Origin of the sequence: Novosphingobium olei (assembly GCF_037076535.1) — a bacterium.
Taxonomy (GTDB): domain Bacteria; phylum Pseudomonadota; class Alphaproteobacteria; order Sphingomonadales; family Sphingomonadaceae; genus Novosphingobium; species Novosphingobium olei.
The window spans coordinates 3,781,659-3,796,326 of the sequence record NZ_AP029021.1; the positions used below are offsets into that span (position 1 = coordinate 3,781,659).

The following is a 14,668-nucleotide window of genomic DNA, read 5'->3' on the forward strand; positions in this document are numbered from 1 at the left end:
TCGTCACTTCATTCTGCTCCTGCGCCCGATATCGAACGCAATGGTCATTCTTTCTCCAGCTGCGAATTGCCGAGTACCGTGCCAAGTGGTTGAAGGGAAGAGCACAAGTTTGCCCACCTCTGGTCTAACCCTATGAAATGGCTGGATCTCGGGAAGCAATCGGCGGCATTCTCCGAAAGTTAGCCAACCTGCTAATTTGCCATCTTCATTGACGTCGATTACCCCATCCTGCTCCGGAAGGGCCACGTAACATACTGCGCTGAGCCATCCATGCTGGTGAACATGATCGATGTGGAATCCCTTTGCGGTGAGTCGGACGGACCAGCTACCTGCAAACTGCCATTGGTCCCGCTCCCCGGCCAAAGTGGGATGGCGCTTATCCATAGGCGGTAACTGCGAGATGTATTGCCGAGTGCATTCAATGAGGGCGGCTCGGAGCGTGCGAATTTGCGGGTCAGTTCGTACAAGTAGATTGCCGTCCGTTTGAGAACCGCCACGAACGGATTGATCAAGCGGAGAACCCACCCCGACATGGAGTAGGCGCAGATTGTCCGCGAGCGCAGGCATCGAAATCTCGGAGGAGATGTCCCAGGTGCGAATGAGGCGAGGATCTCCCTCGAGCCACTCCCACTTTGGATCGCCTAGCAATCGCCAAAGCAGAGCGCGATATGGCCAGAGCTCTGTATGAGCTTTGACAGAGGGGGTGGAAGCGAGTTGCAATGCTTCGTCAAAGCGATGCAATCGAATGAGATTGCGTACGGCCGCCACAACAGAGGATGCAGTCTTTGTCGAAGGAAGGCGATCGAAAATCGTCTGGGCTCTGACAGCATCGCCAATTTCCGATCGACACGTAGCCTCCAATCTGTCGAGTTCAGGATGGCTGCCGAGAGCCTGCCGCGCGTGGCCAACCAATTCGAGACCAGTTTCGTGGTCATCGGCCTGAAGGGCAATTCGAATAGCTAGCCCCCATAAAGATGTGAGACCAGGATTGCGGGCAAGTGTAGCCCGTAACAAGGCCAGGCGCTCTCCCTCCAAGCCCATGGTGCTTGCAAGTCTAGCCCAAGCTTGGTGTCCGTCCGCCCATGTCGGGTTTGCGGCGACGGCGCGGCCCAGAATGTGTAGCGCCTCATTTCCTCGACCTTCGGCAAGGAGGGCTGCAGATTGACCAAGCAATACTTCGTGATTTGAAGGCGAATGCAATAATGCTTGCGTATACAACCCGCTGGACTGGAATCCAGCTTCCAAAGCCGTTCTGGCACGGCTATGTGCCAACAAACCATCGCTTGGCGCGAGGCGGTAGGCGCGTGTGAACGCCTCGTGCGCCGCGCCTGTATCCTGTAAATGTCTGAAGGCAAGCCCAGCAACTTGCCAAAGACGCGGATCTTCTGCGCCTTGTCCTTTCAGCAGCGGGGCGACCGCAGCGAGAACTTGCTCTGCGAGATCGTGCTCAAGAGCTCTCAATGCAGTTTTGAACAGACTGTCTATACTTTGGTGGGCTGCTTCTGAGAGTTGGCGCTCGACAAGCCGACGGTCGCTCTTCATCTCATTCTCCAATCACGAAGGGTCAGCATCCCGCGGAAACAAAAAATGTCAGTCAAAAAGAAAGAGGGGCGGGTCCCGGAAGGAACCCGCCCCTTTTGTTGCCAAACTGACGCCGAGTTAGAAGTCGAGCGTGACACCGGCGTAGATGTAGCGCCCGAGACCATCATACACCTGCGGGAAGGTGTTGCCGTTGCAGACTACAGGCGCGCAAGCCTGCGAAGCCACAATAGGAGGCGCTTTGTCAAACAGGTTGTTGGCGCCAATGCGGAACGTATAGCTGTCTCCCACGCGAGCGGTCATGGCTAGGTCGAAATAGCTGACCGGCTTGATCGGGTTCAGCATAGCCGGGCGAGTGGTATCGCTGTCGAGCTTCGTCCCGCCAATGTAGCGCCAACGAACAGAGAGCCCCATGCCGCTCTTGCCATCATAGGCTACACGCAACTGGTGTCGCCACTTCGGAGAAGGCGTACCGCAGATCGTACCGTATTTGCCTGCACAGTCCACCGGTTTGCCGCTAACCCCGTCATCGGTCGACAGCTCGTCGAGATACGTGCCAACAAAGCTGAGGCTGACGCGACCGAACCCATCAATCTGGCGAGTATAACCGCCAGTAATGTCGAGACCACGAGTCTTGGATCCACCGATGTTCTGCAGGGTGTCAACGACGTAGCCTGACGGAGTGCGCCAAAGCGATCCCGAGCCATCACGCTTGATCAGGTTGCAGAAGAACGGATCGACCGTGTCGTTGCAAAGCTGCAAGATGCGATCGGCGCCGATCCCCTGGATTGCGCCCTTGATCTTGATGTTGAAGTAATCGACTGACAGATTGAACCCAGGGATAAACCGCGGCGTCAGGACGACACCAACGGTGTAGGTGTCCGCTATTTCTGGCTTCAGGCCAGTGTTACCGCCCTGTAGGCCGTTGTACTGCGATGCCGGATTAGACGCGACGAAATCGCCAATGTTCAGGCCCTGGGCGAGACAGCCCTTGTCTGCCGCCGTGATAGTCTTGTCCGAGCAAGGATCGGTAGACCCATCGAGCGCAACGCTTTGCGGCGAAAACAGGTTCTGAAGAGTGGGTGCACGGACGGCCCGGTTGTACCCACCGCGGAACTTGACGTCCTCGATCGGTGCAAGCGTTCCTTCGACCTTGTACGTATCTGTGCTGAAGCTCGACGCTCCACGAACGCTGTACTTTGAATAACGATAGCCGCCGTTAATCGAGAGTTCCTTGATGAAGCCATCCTGTACGATCGGAATTTGGACTTCGCTGAAGAACTCCTTGACGTCGAACGCACCTGAAACTGGATTGGTTGCACCGCCTTGGCCGGCGAGGTCGCCAGTCGAGAAGGCGCTGTCAACGTTGAATTCGAGCGTTTCCTTGCGGTATTCAGCGCCGAGGACGATGCCGACGCCGTCTTGAGCCCAAGGCGACTTCACGCCGTATTCCCCAAGCTTGCCGGTGAAGGCAACGTTGGCCACTTGCTCAGTATTGATGCCGCGCTGAAAACCGGGCGTCTGGAGATAACCAAGAGCTGCGGAGTCCACCCCGCCGCCGAAGATGTTCCAGGGAACGCAGCTCGAATCGGATGTATCGACCGGAGACAGCTTCACACGGCAAACGGGATTGCCGGTGGTGGGATCAGTCACGACATCCAGCGCCTTACCAATACGGCTCACCGAGAAGTCGTTGTAATACGTCTCCGCAAAGATCGTGCGGCCATACTGGTAGAATGTATCATACGACCATGCCTTGCCAACGTCGCCTTTCAAGCCGATCACACCACGATAGCTCGTGTGCTGAAGATCATCACGGCGTGGACCGCCTTCCACGTTGCGACGGAGAATTTGGAGCAAGCCCTTGTTGTAAGTCGCGCCAGTCGTCGGATCGATGAAATTGAATGGCGTTGCACCTACGCCCGAATTTCCAACGGTGTCAAATGCGCGAGCGGGATCGGAACTGACGAGCAGATTATTGGTCGCGCAAACAATCGACTTCTGCTGTGCGCTGAGAAGTGGATTATCGCAGTTTATCGATGTGGTGTTGCCGAAATTACCCGAAGGAGCAATCTGGGCGACCGTCCGGTCATCCATGAACATGAATTCCATGTATGGATGCAACGCTTCCGACACTTCGTAGTCTGCGAAGAAGCCTGCGGTGTAACGCTCATCCGGACGCTGGAAGTAGTTCAGCGGACCGAAGTTATAAGGCGTGGAGCCAGGGACAAGCGAAGTGCCTTCGACCTGATATGTGTTGTCATAGGTGAAGAACGTTCCGTTCGCGGAAGTAGCCGAGCCCCCACATTGGTAGAGGTTGCCGTTCGCAGCAACCTGCGCGGCGGTACGAGCTTGGAACTGGCAAGCAGAGTAATCGCGCGAAGACTGCAGGACGGGGTTGGCCTTGCGATAGCCGGCATAAGCGGTGATGTGGCCGTGACCATCATCAAAGCCTGCGCCAAATACGGCATTGACGTCGACCGTGCCGCCGTTGGTGCTCGTACCACCGGGGTAGCCGAAATTGCGGCGGTCAAGAGCGCCCGTGAAGTCCGAGCCAACCTTGTTGTTGTGATTGTAGAGCGAGTATTGGCTGTCGATCCGGAAACCTTCGAAGTTGGTATCCATTACGAAGTTAACAACGCCCGCAACGGCGTCCGCACCGTAAACCGACGAAGCGCCGCCCGTCAAAACGTCGATCCGCTTGACCATTGCACCCGGGATGACGTTGATATCTGCGGCTGAGGAGCTGGGATCGCCAGGTGTCAGACGCCGTCCGTTTACGAGGACCAGAGTGCGCGTCGGTCCAAGCCCACGAAGATCAAGGGTGGCCGTACCGGTCGAACCGTTCGAAATGTTGGAGCCCTGTCCGGCGAACACTTGGGGCAGTGCGTTGACAATGTCCTCAACGCGCGTGGTGCCCGTACCTTTGATATCCTGAGCGGATACCACGGTAACCGGGCTCGGCGAAGTGAGGTTCGGGGACGCGATGCGCGAACCCGTGACGATGATTTCGCCAGATGGCGCCGCTTCGCTAGAGGCTTGGGCGGCCTCCTGTGCGAAGGCTGGCATGGCGACCATCGCCAAGCCGAGCGCTGCCGGCGCAACAGTCGCCTTCAGCATCGTGATATTCTTCATGAGTTCCAGCCCCTATTAGGTCGGCGGCCCAGTTCCGCCGTATCAGGCCAGCCGCTGATGGAATCCGCCCAAAGCAAGGCACGCCCATCCAGCGCCCGGATTTCAGTCGACTGCATCAAGCGCCGCCAGGCTGTAAAGCCGACACCAAGTTGCAGCGGCAATGTTTGTTCCGTATGTAACCAATTTGCCACACCACCGCGCATGCCTTGCAACTCGAGCCGAGGTGCGCCAAGCTATTTATCGCCTTGCTGAAGGGGTTGATGCGGCGATGGATATCCAAACTTGCAAGGGCCGTGCGAGCAGGCTTGTCTTGTCGGTTATCGTGCTGGGCCTCGTGCCAAACAGTGTGATTGCCAAGAGCGAGGGAAGTTTTGCTGCAGCACCTGAGGTCGTTCGCCAAATCGTTAACTGCCAGACTCTGTCGGATTCTGTGCAACGTCTTGAGTGTTACGATAAAACCGTTGCGGCACTGCAGATTGCGACTGACAGACGAGAAATTGTTATTGCTGATAAGGCTGATGTCAAGGAGGCTAGGCGCGGATTGTTCGGTTTTAAACTGCCATCGCTTAAAATTTTTGGCGGTCCGAAAGACGATGACGAAATTCGCGAGATTACATCTACGATAAAGGGGGTTCGAACAACCGGAAGCGGGCAATGGCGTATTATATTGCAAGATGGGGCTATCTGGGAGCAAATAAGTACCGATGTGCTGGCTTTCGACCCGAAGCCGGGAAATCCGATTAAAATTAGACAGGCCGCCGTTGGAAGTTTCAAAGCAACTGTTGATGGTCAGCCTGCTGTACGTGTGCGCCGTGTTGAGTAGTGAATATATGGCCACACTGTAGTCTTAGAGGCTGCCGGCAATTTCAGGGCTTTGGCTAACCAGGGCAGCGATCATTTTTTGTTCGTTTGGAGTCAGATCGGGATGCCAGATGTCAAAAATAAGCACAACACGTAACTCGTCACTTTCATTAGCAGCTTCGTGTTGAATGGTATCATCAAATACGAACGCTTCATTGGGTATCCAAGTACGACTGGTTGCCCCAACGCGGAACCAACAATCGCTGGGAATTACGAGAGGCAGATGGCAGACTAAACGGAAATTTGCGACGCCCACATGGGGTGGAATGTGGGTGTGCGGTGCGAGAAGAGAGAACATGGCATTAGCGCCGCAACCGGCAATTGCGGGCTGGGGTATGTGAGAAAGAGCCGTCATGGTGTGAGGACAATGTCGGGCGTTACGCTCAATTTGGCGCCCTCTTTCCAAGAGGTGAATTGCGGTCCAATCCCGATTCTGGTTAAGCCTCTGCCACTGCGCAAGCGGTTGATCCTTTGGGTAATTTAAGTACGGGACCAAGCAGGCAGACTCAGCCTTCAGAACAGTCTCGAACTCAGCTTTGATTGTTTCGGTGAGCGCCTCAAGGGCGGGTAGCCATGGAAAGCGATCTCGGGGATGGAATTCTTCTTCACATAGGGCAGGATAATGGAAATGGGTCGGCTCGCTATGCCAATGCCTTGTAATACGAGCGATATTACTCGCAAATCGTGAAATGCGCTGTTTTTCGGCCGCGCTAGATCCAAATAAGTTTGCTGAACTTTGCAGATTTGACTGCACATTTCCTTGATGAATCCTGTAGAATTTTTCTGCTTGATCTACTGCTTTTTGGAGATGTGGAGGAAAATCCCCTTTGGGACGTTGGGTCAGGGCTCGCCCATATGCCTCGCCGGCGCTCGCGTGACCCGCCTGTTCGAGGATCGAAGCGCGGGCGAGTAGGGAGAAGAAGTCGAGCGGATGGAGGCTCAGCGCCTCGCTCAAGGCGTCTAAGGCGCCCTTCAAATCACCTTCGGCTCTGCGCATTGCCGCTAATCGGCGCCACGCATCAATCGAGGGATTCTGTTTTGAGACGATGCTTTCGAGAAGCATTCGAGCCTTGGCGATGTCCCGATTTGCGAGCGCAATATCGACTTCGTCCAGCGGCGATGTCCCCATAAGTTCCCCCAGTTTTGATGTCACGACACGACCAAAAGCCTCGCGACGTCGACGACGCATCATCTGCGACTTCATGGCTTTAAGCAACGAGTCCCAAACCTTGACTTGGCCTTCCTAACAGATCAGGTTAACACCCTGTCTTAGTGACAAAATCTCTGGGCTCCCCGAGGTGCTATCGTGAAACACACCTGTTCGATTCTAATTTTTGCCGTGATTTTCGCGTTCCAGCCGCTTTTCGCGAAGGCTGCCGGGGCCCGAGCGAAGCAGCAAGAGGCGGTAAACGCCCAACATGCTGAAAAGGAAGATGTTGGTACCTCAGATCGAGTGATTTGCAGGAGCATCGAACAAATTGGTACTCGGCTTGGTAACAAACGTGTTTGTGCGACTGCTGCGCAGTGGGCGGCCATGAGAGCGGAGGAACGTGCCGGTCTTGAGCGGATCCAAACCCAGAATTACAAAAACAACTGATCCTAAGCGCTGAAGCGGTTTCCGCGCAAATGGTCTCGACGTGGTTCCCATTTGCAGACTGATGTTCTTCACGCTTGCTGTTTGTGGCAGGCGGCTGGCATGGATCGCATGAACGCTCTTACAGGATCTTTGGCTTAGGGTTGTTGCAGCGATTGACGGCGGCTTGAGCTGTCATGCAGCGACGGCTCGGTGGCCTGCTGCCGGTTTGGTGGACACCGAGATAGGATGTTTCCACCTATCGGAGGTCTGCAATGCAACGCAGGAAGTTCAGCCGCGAGTTAAAGCTTGAGGCGGTAAGGTTGGTGCGCGAGTGCGGTGTGGCGGTTGCGCAGGCTGCTCGCGATTTGGACGTGCACGAGAACGTGCTGCGCAAAGGGGTGAAGGAGTTTGCTGCCGATCCAGGGCACGCATTTCCCGGGCATGGACAGATGAGACCGGAGCAGTTGAGATCGATCGTCTCCGTCGCGAAGTGGCTAAGCTCAAGCCGGAGCGCGACATACTAAAAAAAAAAGCCGCCGCCTACTTCGCGAAGGACTCGATATGAGGTTCGCCTTCATCGCGAAGCACCGAGGGATCTGGCCGGTGGCATGGATGTGCGGGGCGCTCGGTGTCTTGCGAACCGGGTTCCATGCCTGGCTCACCAGAGCGCCATCGCAACGTGCCCGGGACGATGAAGTGATCGGTGCCAGGGTCAGGGCCAGCCATGTTGGCAGCTACCGCACCTACGGTGCCCGCCGTGTCTGGCACGACCTGCTCGCCGAAGGCATCTCCTGCGGCCTGCATCGGGTCGAACGGCTCATGCAGGCACAGGGGCTGCGGGCACGGCCCCGTCGTCGCGGGCTGCCCAAGGATCAGGGCGAACGTTCGGTCATCGCCGGCAACGTGCTGGATCGCCAGTTCGCAGCCGACAGGCCCAATCAGAAGTGGGTGGCTGACTTCACCTACATCTGGACGGCCGAAGGATGGCTCTACGTGGCCGCCGTGATCGACCTGTTCTCCCGTAGGATGGTTGGCTGGTCAATGAGCGACACCATGACTGCCCAGCTCGTCACCGATGCGCTGATCATGGCGATCTGGCGGCGGGGCAGGCCAGATGCCCTGCTGCATCATTCGGACCAGGGCAGTCAGTATACCAGTGAGCAGTTCCAGCGGCTGATGGCCGACAATGGCGTCACCTGCTCGATGAGCCGGTCCGGCAATGTCTGGGATAATGCCGCCATGGAAAGCTTCTTCTCCTCGCTCAAAACCGAGCGGATCGGCAAGAAGATCTACCGCACGAGGGCACAGGCGAAGGCAGACGTGTTCGACTACATCGAATGCTTCTACAACCCCACCCGGCCTCACACGACCCTGGGTTATCTCAGTCCTATCGACTTCGAACGAGAAGCTGGGGTAGCCTGAATGAGCTTATCTCGGTGTCCGCCAAACCGGCAGCAGGCCAGTCCAGCCGGGCATCTCAGAAAGACATACAGCGACAAGGTCGACCTTGGATTCGATGCAAGCCTCAACGCTCGTGAGGAATCAAAGGTTGCGCCAATGCCTCCTCCGCCACAGCCGATGAGCGCTTTGAATAGGCATCTATGGCAATCGAGATCCCGCCGCGCACAGGTCTTCTAATGTCCCAAGATGCACGTGGTTGCGATCGCTGCTGTGGCGTAGGCTTCCTGTCGTTCGGCGCTCCAGTAGCGCAGCATGTCGAGCGGGATCTGTGCCCCGCTGATTGCGCACAGGACGTGGTCGCCGGCGGAAAGCTGGCGAAACGTTCCGGGCAGATAGTAGAGACGTGCAAGACGTCCGGCAGGTGGCATCAACATTAGTGATCCTTAGGGCGGTAGCGACGTTAAAGCAATTTGGGTTGCACGTCGGCCGGCTTGGGTTTTGCTTTGAGCGGGCGGGATGCGCCTGGTCCACCGACCGCAACGTCGACCGATCCGTCGGCGAATCTGAGCGTCAATGTCGTGCGCTCGGCCGCCGTCGCTCGATCCTTGACGACCGCGCCATTGCTGTCCGTGACCAGGACGTAGCCCCTCTGGAGCGGCGCTTCGGGGTCGAGCGAGCGACGCAGCCGATCAAGCGCATCCACGCGCGTGCGCGCATTCCCGATACGCTGCAGGATGGCCTCTGGCCGCAGGCGGAGGGCCGAAAGCCGGTCACCCCCCCGTGCGATGCGGGAGGAGAGCAGGGCAGGTCGCAGCGCGCCTGCGGTGCGGCCCAGCGTCCCTCGTGCAATCTCGGTACGATGAAGAAGCCCACGGCGCAGCCGCTCGGCAAGGTCGTCGAGGCGCTGTGCCTGGCCGTCGAGCAAGGCAAGCGGATGCGGAAGTCGCTCGCTTCGCACGGCAAGCCGCTCGCGGGCGAGGTTGAGAAGGCGGATCGTGCCGCGCTGCTTGCGTGAATGAAGGTCGCTCAGCGTAGCCGACAGTTCGACCAGCACGGGTACCGCGATTTCCGCCGCGGCAGTCGGGGTCGGGGCCCGCAGGTCTGCTGCAAAATCGGCAAGAGTGGTATCGGTCTCGTGCCCGACGGCACTTATCAGAGGAATCGTGCAGTCGGCGATCGCGCGCACCACTTCCTCCTCGTTGAAGCCCCAGAGGTCTTCGATCGAACCACCACCGCGTGCCACGATGACCAGATCGGGCCTAGGCACGGGCCCGCCCGGCTGAGCAGCCGAGAAGCCCCGGATTGCGGCTGCTACCTGCTGGGCCGATCCCTGGCCTTGCACTAACACTGGCCATACGACCACGTGGCTGGGGAACCGGTCCCGCAATCGGTGCAGAATGTCGCGGATCACGGCGCCGGTGGGCGAAGTCACAACGCCGATCGTGCGAGGCAGGAAGGGAAGGGCGCGCTTGCGCTCGGGCGCAAAGAGGCCCTCTGCTTCAAGGCGGGCCTTTGTCTTGGCCAGAAGTGCAAGGAGCGCACCTTCTCCGGCGATCTCCATCCGATCGATGACGATCTGGTAGTTCGATCTTCCGGGATACGTCGTGAGCTTGCCCGTTGCCACGACTTCCACGCCATCTTCTGCGCGAAACGAGAGGCGCTGTGCGCTGCCACGCCACATCACGCCGTCGAGCCGTGCGTTTTCATCCTTGAGGCAAAGATAGAGGTGTCCAGAAGCTGCACGTTTCACGCCGGACAGTTCGCCTCGTACGCGCACGAAGCCGAAGCGATCCTCTACCGTCCGCTTCAGCAGGGCTGAAATCTCGGAGATGGAGAGGGCAGGGGCGTTGTCCCTGTCGCGTTCGGTCGCTAGGAGCCCGCCATCCGGAAGGTCGTCGTCGGGCGAAGAAGGGAATACCATGAATATCCTGCTGATCGGGTCTGGCGGTCGCGAACATGCCCTTGCATGGAAATTGGCCCAATCGCCAATGCTCGACAAGCTTTATGCGGCTCCCGGCAACCCCGGCGTTGCCGAGCACGCTGAAATCGTCGCGCTCGACCTTACCGATCACGCCGCCGTGTCCACCTTCTGCGAGACACATCGCATCGGATTGGTGGTCATCGGGCCCGAGGCGCCATTGGTCGATGGCCTGTCGGATTCACTGCGGGCAGCCGGATTCTCGGTCTTCGGCCCCAGTCGTCTCGCGGCGCAGCTTGAAGGATCCAAGGGCTTCACCAAGGACCTTTGCACGCGAGCGAACATTCCCACCGCCGGCTATGTCCGCGCGAGCTCTGCCGAAGAGGCCCACGCCGCAGTGTCGCGCTTTGGTGCCCCGGTCGTCGTCAAGGCCGATGGCCTCGCCGCCGGGAAGGGCGTGGTCGTTGCGATGACCCTCGAGGAGGCTCAGGCCGCGGTCGATGACATGTTCGACGGAGCATTCGGCAATGCCGGCGCGGAAGTGGTCGTGGAAGAATTCCTGACTGGCGAGGAGGCCAGTTTCTTCGCGCTCACCGATGGTGCCACGATTGTCCCGCTCGCGTCGGCGCAGGATCACAAGCGGGTCGGTGATGGGGACGTCGGCCCGAATACCGGAGGGATGGGCGCATACAGTCCGGCGCGGGTCCTGACCCCTGAACTGGAGGCGCAGACAATTGCCCGGATCGTCGGCCCCACGGTCAAGGCAATGGCCGACGAAGGCATGCCTTACTCGGGCGTGCTATATGCCGGCCTGATGCTGACCGAGGATGGGCCGAAGCTGATCGAGTACAACGCGCGCTTCGGCGATCCCGAGTGCCAGGTCCTGATGATGCGCCTCGAAAGCGATCTTGTCGAACTGCTGCTGGCCTGCGCTGACAGCAAACTTTCGTCGATCGAGTCACCGCGCTTCTCGGCAGACCCGGCGCTTACGGTGGTGATGGCGGCGCAGGGATATCCCGGCGTTCCCAAGAAGGGCGGGCGAATCGATGGCATTCGCGCAGCGGAAACAAGTGGGGCAAAGGTGTTCCACGCCGGAACCGAGCTCGGTATCGACGGGGTGCTGGCGGCAAGCGGCGGGCGTGTCCTGAATGTCACGGCCCGCGGGACCACCGTTCGTGCAGCACGCGACGCAGCCTATCGGGCCGTCGATGCGATCGACTTCCCCGAAGGCTTCTGCCGGCGCGACATCGGCTGGCGCGAGGTCGAGCGAGAGGGCTGAGAGCGTCTCGCCGACGCTCGGTCAGACCATGATGTTGACGTTGCCCGATGTGATGTCCGTCGGCTGGCGCGGGACGGTGACGCTCGGGTCGTAGCGGCTCGGCGGATCCTGCGTCGTGATGCAGGTCGCCTTCTGCACGGGAGGGGACACCGGTGTCGAATCGTAGCTCGTCCGGCTCGCGGGGGTGCCGGAAAGGACCGGCGAAATCGGGGAAACACCTGCGCTCATGGTCTGTCTCTTCAACGCGCGCACCTATTGCGCGCGAACGAGAGGACGGCCGCGCCGGACGCAGATTAAGCCCGGCGCGGAAAAAATGATCAGCCGATGATTTCGGCAGTCAGCTTCGCGAGATCGGCCTCTGGGCGCGCGCCATAGTGCGAGATGACTTCGGCTGCACATACCGCGCCGAGGCGGAGGCAGTCCGCCAGCGGAAGTTCGCGAACGTGGCCGAACAGGAAGCCCGCAGCGAATTGGTCGCCGGCACCCGTCGTATCCACGACGGTGTCGACATGCTCTGCGGGAACGTGCGCATGGACGCCCCCGGAGATGGCGTGTGCTCCCTTTTCGCTGCGCGTCACGACGAGGGTCGGAACATTTTGGGCAACGGCGGCCATGGCGTCATCGAACGATTCGATACCGGTCAGCGACGCGAGCTCATGCTCGTTGGCAAAAAGTATGTCGATTTGGCCGGCTGCGATCAGGGCGCGGAAATCATCGCCATGGCGTGAAATCACAAAGGAATCGGAGAGCGTGAAGGCCACCTTGCGGCCCGCCGAACGCGCAGCGGCAATCGCCTTGCGCATTGCGCGGCGGGGCTCTTCCGGGTCCCACAGATATCCTTCGAGATAGAGTATGCTGGCAGAAGCAATCGCGCTTTCGTCCAGCGCTTCTGCGGGCAAAAACTGCGATGCGCCGAGGAAGGTGTTCATGGTGCGCTGGCCATCGGGCGTTACGAAGATCAGACACTGTGCGGTCGGCGGTTCGGCTTCGCGCGTTGGCGTATTGAACGCAATGCCGCCGGCCCGAATGTCATGGGCGAACACGCGTCCGAACTGATCGTCCGCAACTTGGCCAACGAATGCGCATCGTGCCCCCAGGGCAGCGAGACCGGCAAGCGTATTTGCCGCCGATCCTCCGGAGATTTCGCGGGCAGGTCCCATCGCATCGTACAGTTCGCGGGCTCTTGCGTCGTCGACGAGCGTCATCCCGCCCTTGGCAAGACCAAGGCGTGCGATCTCGGAGTCTTCAGCGGGGGCCATGACGTCGACGATGGCATTGCCGATAGCGATGACGTCAAGGGTGGCAGCGGTCATGAATACTCCGTTTCAAGGTCTTGTCGCGCTCCGGTAGACGCCGCGCGGTCGCGTCGCAAGGCGGAGCCACTCCAGCCCACACCGAGTTGACAGTGACCGTGCGGGCACTTCATGCCTCCAGCATGTCCAATCGAACGATCAGCATCGCCGTCGCCGTTTTTGCGCTTTCGGCCTGTGGAGGAGCGACCGGGTCATCCACCAGCGGCACGGGCAAGTCTGCCACGATCCGCAGCGCGGGTTTTTCCCCCACGCGGCCTGTGTTGAAGACTCCGCCCCGACCGTCTGCCACGGTGCTTGCGTTGCCCGGTCTTGAAGGGGTCATCGGTGCAGACGCGGAGCAGTTGACTAGGGACTTCGGCCCGCCCCGGCTGGATGTCCGGGAAGAGGATGCTCGCAAACTGCAATGGTCAGGCAGTGCCTGCATTCTGGACGCCTACCTTTACCCTGCCGTGCCTGGCGGCCGGGCGACCGCGACGTACGTGGATGCGCGGCGAGGCGATGGCCGCGATGTCGACCGGGCGGCCTGCATCGCGGCGCTGCGGAAACGCTGAGGTTAGCCGACCGACCACCATTTGCGGCGCGGCCGGTCGACAACACCATCACCATCGATGTCGGTTGCGGTGACATAAGTGGTGTCGGTGACCGGCACCGTCTGGCCGTTGGCGAGAGCTGACGCATGGCCTTCCGCACGGGCCGCGCGCAATTCCGCTTCCCGAGTGCGCTGCTCCGCCTCACGGGTGGCGATCTCGCCCTTTCGTGCCAGCCGCATCGAATCGTAGCTCCAGCGCATCTGGCTGTGTGCGAACAGGCAGAGGAAGCCGCCGGCGATCGACAGGTTCTTCAGCGCCATCGTCGCCTGCATCGTGTCCGCCAGATTGCGGTGGAAGAGCAGCGTCGCCAGCAAGCAGAAACCTGCGAAGAGAATCGCGAACAGCCGGGTCATGAAACCCAATGCTATGGCGAGGCCGCCGAGCAGTTCGAACAAGGCGACAGGCAACGCAAGGCCCGAAGGAAGGCCGGCGGCGGTGATCATGGCGTTGGTGCCGGACAGGTCGAAAAGCTTACCGACCCCGGATACGATAAACAGGATGGCCAGCAGGACGCGGCCGGCAAGTGCTGCAACTGTGTTCATGGCGGTCTTCTCCCGCAGGCCTGACGCGGGATCGCGCAAGGCGCTCTGTTGCGGGGTCAATCGCCCGGCGCGGCGCAAGTTCCTTGCAGGTATCCAGCTGGCTGGGTCCATGGCGCAAAAGCGGGCATCCCGAACTCGGCAGAGTCTGCGAGCGTGTACCGGTCCAGCACGGTCAGAAAAGCTTCGAGGGCCTCTGCCAGAATGCCCGACAGCCGGCAATCATTACGCAACGCACAGCGTGCGCAATCCGCTAGCCTAAGCCCGCGCTCGAGCGTTCTGACCACGGCCCCGATCCTGATCGCGGCCGGGTCCGCCGCCAGAGCGATACCGCCGTTTCGCCCACGCTGACTTGTGACGATGCCTTCGCGCACCAGCGTCTGCGCCACCTTGGCCACGTGATTGTACGACAGACCCTGGGTGTCGGCGAAGCGAGGCAGGGACAGCGATCCGCCCTCCCGTGCGAGCAGGATGAGCATGCGGAGTCCGAAGTCGGTGTGCTGGGTTAGCTGCATCT

General features: G+C 59.6%; 13 protein-coding genes and 1 pseudogene. 5 read left to right on the plus strand and 9 right to left on the minus strand.

Annotated elements, in window-relative coordinates; translation table 11 throughout:
* Positions 1-3: 3 nt before the first annotated feature.
* Together AACH40_RS17935 and AACH40_RS17940 are read right to left on the minus strand one after the other, a co-directional pair.
* Entirely contained in the window at positions 4-1,542 is a 1,539-nt protein-coding gene (locus AACH40_RS17935; protein ID WP_338643543.1) for a putative 2OG-Fe(II) oxygenase, read from the minus strand.
* Between the two features lie 117 nt (positions 1,543-1,659).
* A complete protein-coding gene (locus AACH40_RS17940) occupies positions 1,660-4,674 on the minus strand; it encodes a TonB-dependent receptor domain-containing protein (protein WP_338643544.1) in 3,015 nt (1,004 codons plus the stop codon).
* 160 nt (positions 4,675-4,834) lie between these two features.
* On the opposite strand from AACH40_RS17940, the gene AACH40_RS17945 reads away from it, so the two are divergent.
* Positions 4,835-5,497 (plus strand): hypothetical protein, encoded by a 663-nt coding sequence (locus AACH40_RS17945; protein WP_338643545.1) that lies wholly within the window; start codon positions 4,835-4,837, stop codon positions 5,495-5,497.
* 24 nt (positions 5,498-5,521) lie between these two features.
* Here AACH40_RS17945 and AACH40_RS17950 read toward each other — a convergent pair whose 3' ends face one another.
* A complete protein-coding gene (locus AACH40_RS17950; protein WP_338643546.1) occupies positions 5,522-6,739 on the minus strand; it encodes an aspartyl/asparaginyl beta-hydroxylase domain-containing protein in 1,218 nt (405 codons plus the stop codon).
* 102 nt (positions 6,740-6,841) lie between these two features.
* Between AACH40_RS17950 and AACH40_RS17955 the strand changes: the two genes are divergently transcribed.
* Both AACH40_RS17955 and AACH40_RS17960 read left to right on the plus strand, forming a co-directional pair.
* On the plus strand, positions 6,842-7,132 hold the full coding sequence (locus AACH40_RS17955) for a hypothetical protein (protein ID WP_338643547.1): 291 nt from the start codon (positions 6,842-6,844) through the stop codon (positions 7,130-7,132).
* A gap of 251 nt (positions 7,133-7,383) precedes the next feature.
* Positions 7,384-8,533: pseudogene (locus AACH40_RS17960) on the plus strand (IS3 family transposase).
* 212 nt (positions 8,534-8,745) lie between these two features.
* Here the strand turns inward: AACH40_RS17960 and AACH40_RS17965 are convergent.
* On the minus strand, positions 8,746-8,946 hold the full coding sequence (locus tag AACH40_RS17965) for a DUF2093 domain-containing protein (protein ID WP_338643548.1): 201 nt from the start codon (positions 8,944-8,946) through the stop codon (positions 8,746-8,748).
* Between the two features lie 26 nt (positions 8,947-8,972).
* Entirely contained in the window at positions 8,973-10,433 is a 1,461-nt protein-coding gene (xseA, locus tag AACH40_RS17970; RefSeq protein WP_338646172.1) for an exodeoxyribonuclease VII large subunit, read from the minus strand.
* Here xseA and purD point away from each other — a divergent pair.
* A complete protein-coding gene (gene purD, locus AACH40_RS17975; RefSeq protein ID WP_338643549.1) occupies positions 10,432-11,709 on the plus strand; it encodes a phosphoribosylamine--glycine ligase in 1,278 nt (425 codons plus the stop codon). The two genes, xseA and purD, sit on opposite strands and share 2 nt — an antisense overlap.
* Before the next feature lie 21 nt (positions 11,710-11,730).
* Here purD and AACH40_RS17980 read toward each other — a convergent pair whose 3' ends face one another.
* Together AACH40_RS17980 and AACH40_RS17985 are read right to left on the minus strand one after the other, a co-directional pair.
* Complete coding sequence (locus AACH40_RS17980; RefSeq protein ID WP_169493835.1) at positions 11,731-11,937, minus strand: hypothetical protein; 207 nt, start codon at positions 11,935-11,937, stop codon at positions 11,731-11,733.
* A gap of 89 nt (positions 11,938-12,026) precedes the next feature.
* Positions 12,027-13,022 carry an adenosine kinase gene (locus AACH40_RS17985; protein ID WP_338643552.1) on the minus strand — a complete coding sequence of 332 codons (996 nt, stop codon included), beginning with the start codon at positions 13,020-13,022 and terminating at the stop codon, positions 12,027-12,029.
* Between the two features lie 122 nt (positions 13,023-13,144).
* On the opposite strand from AACH40_RS17985, the gene AACH40_RS17990 reads away from it, so the two are divergent.
* On the plus strand, positions 13,145-13,573 hold the full coding sequence (locus tag AACH40_RS17990; RefSeq protein WP_338643553.1) for a hypothetical protein: 429 nt from the start codon (positions 13,145-13,147) through the stop codon (positions 13,571-13,573).
* Between the two features lie 2 nt (positions 13,574-13,575).
* Here AACH40_RS17990 and AACH40_RS17995 read toward each other — a convergent pair whose 3' ends face one another.
* Positions 13,576-14,193, minus strand: coding sequence for a DoxX family protein (locus AACH40_RS17995; protein ID WP_240959746.1), 618 nt, complete (start codon positions 14,191-14,193; stop codon positions 13,576-13,578).
* 17 nt (positions 14,194-14,210) lie between these two features.
* Positions 14,211-14,666, minus strand: a complete 456-nt coding sequence (locus AACH40_RS18000) for an Rrf2 family transcriptional regulator (protein WP_338643554.1) — start codon at positions 14,664-14,666, stop codon at positions 14,211-14,213.
* Between the last annotated feature and the right edge of the window lie 2 nt (positions 14,667-14,668).

Coding starts and splice junctions, on each gene's coding strand:
- AACH40_RS17935 (WP_338643543.1), bottom strand. CDS start 1,542: ATGAAGAGCGACCGTCGGCTTGTCGAGCGCCAACTCTCAGAAGCAGCC.
- purD (WP_338643549.1), top strand. CDS start 10,432: ATGAATATCCTGCTGATCGGGTCTGGCGGTCGCGAACATGCCCTTGCA.
- AACH40_RS17940 (WP_338643544.1), bottom strand. CDS start 4,674: ATGAAGAATATCACGATGCTGAAGGCGACTGTTGCGCCGGCAGCGCTC.
- AACH40_RS17945 (WP_338643545.1), top strand. CDS start 4,835: ATGTTTGTTCCGTATGTAACCAATTTGCCACACCACCGCGCATGCCTT.
- AACH40_RS18000 (WP_338643554.1), bottom strand. CDS start 14,666: ATGCAGCTAACCCAGCACACCGACTTCGGACTCCGCATGCTCATCCTG.
- AACH40_RS17980 (WP_169493835.1), bottom strand. CDS start 11,937: ATGAGCGCAGGTGTTTCCCCGATTTCGCCGGTCCTTTCCGGCACCCCC.
- AACH40_RS17950 (WP_338643546.1), bottom strand. CDS start 6,739: ATGAAGTCGCAGATGATGCGTCGTCGACGTCGCGAGGCTTTTGGTCGT.
- AACH40_RS17965 (WP_338643548.1), bottom strand. CDS start 8,946: ATGTTGATGCCACCTGCCGGACGTCTTGCACGTCTCTACTATCTGCCC.
- xseA (WP_338646172.1), bottom strand. CDS start 10,433: ATGGTATTCCCTTCTTCGCCCGACGACGACCTTCCGGATGGCGGGCTC.
- AACH40_RS17985 (WP_338643552.1), bottom strand. CDS start 13,022: ATGACCGCTGCCACCCTTGACGTCATCGCTATCGGCAATGCCATCGTC.
- AACH40_RS17990 (WP_338643553.1), top strand. CDS start 13,145: ATGTCCAATCGAACGATCAGCATCGCCGTCGCCGTTTTTGCGCTTTCG.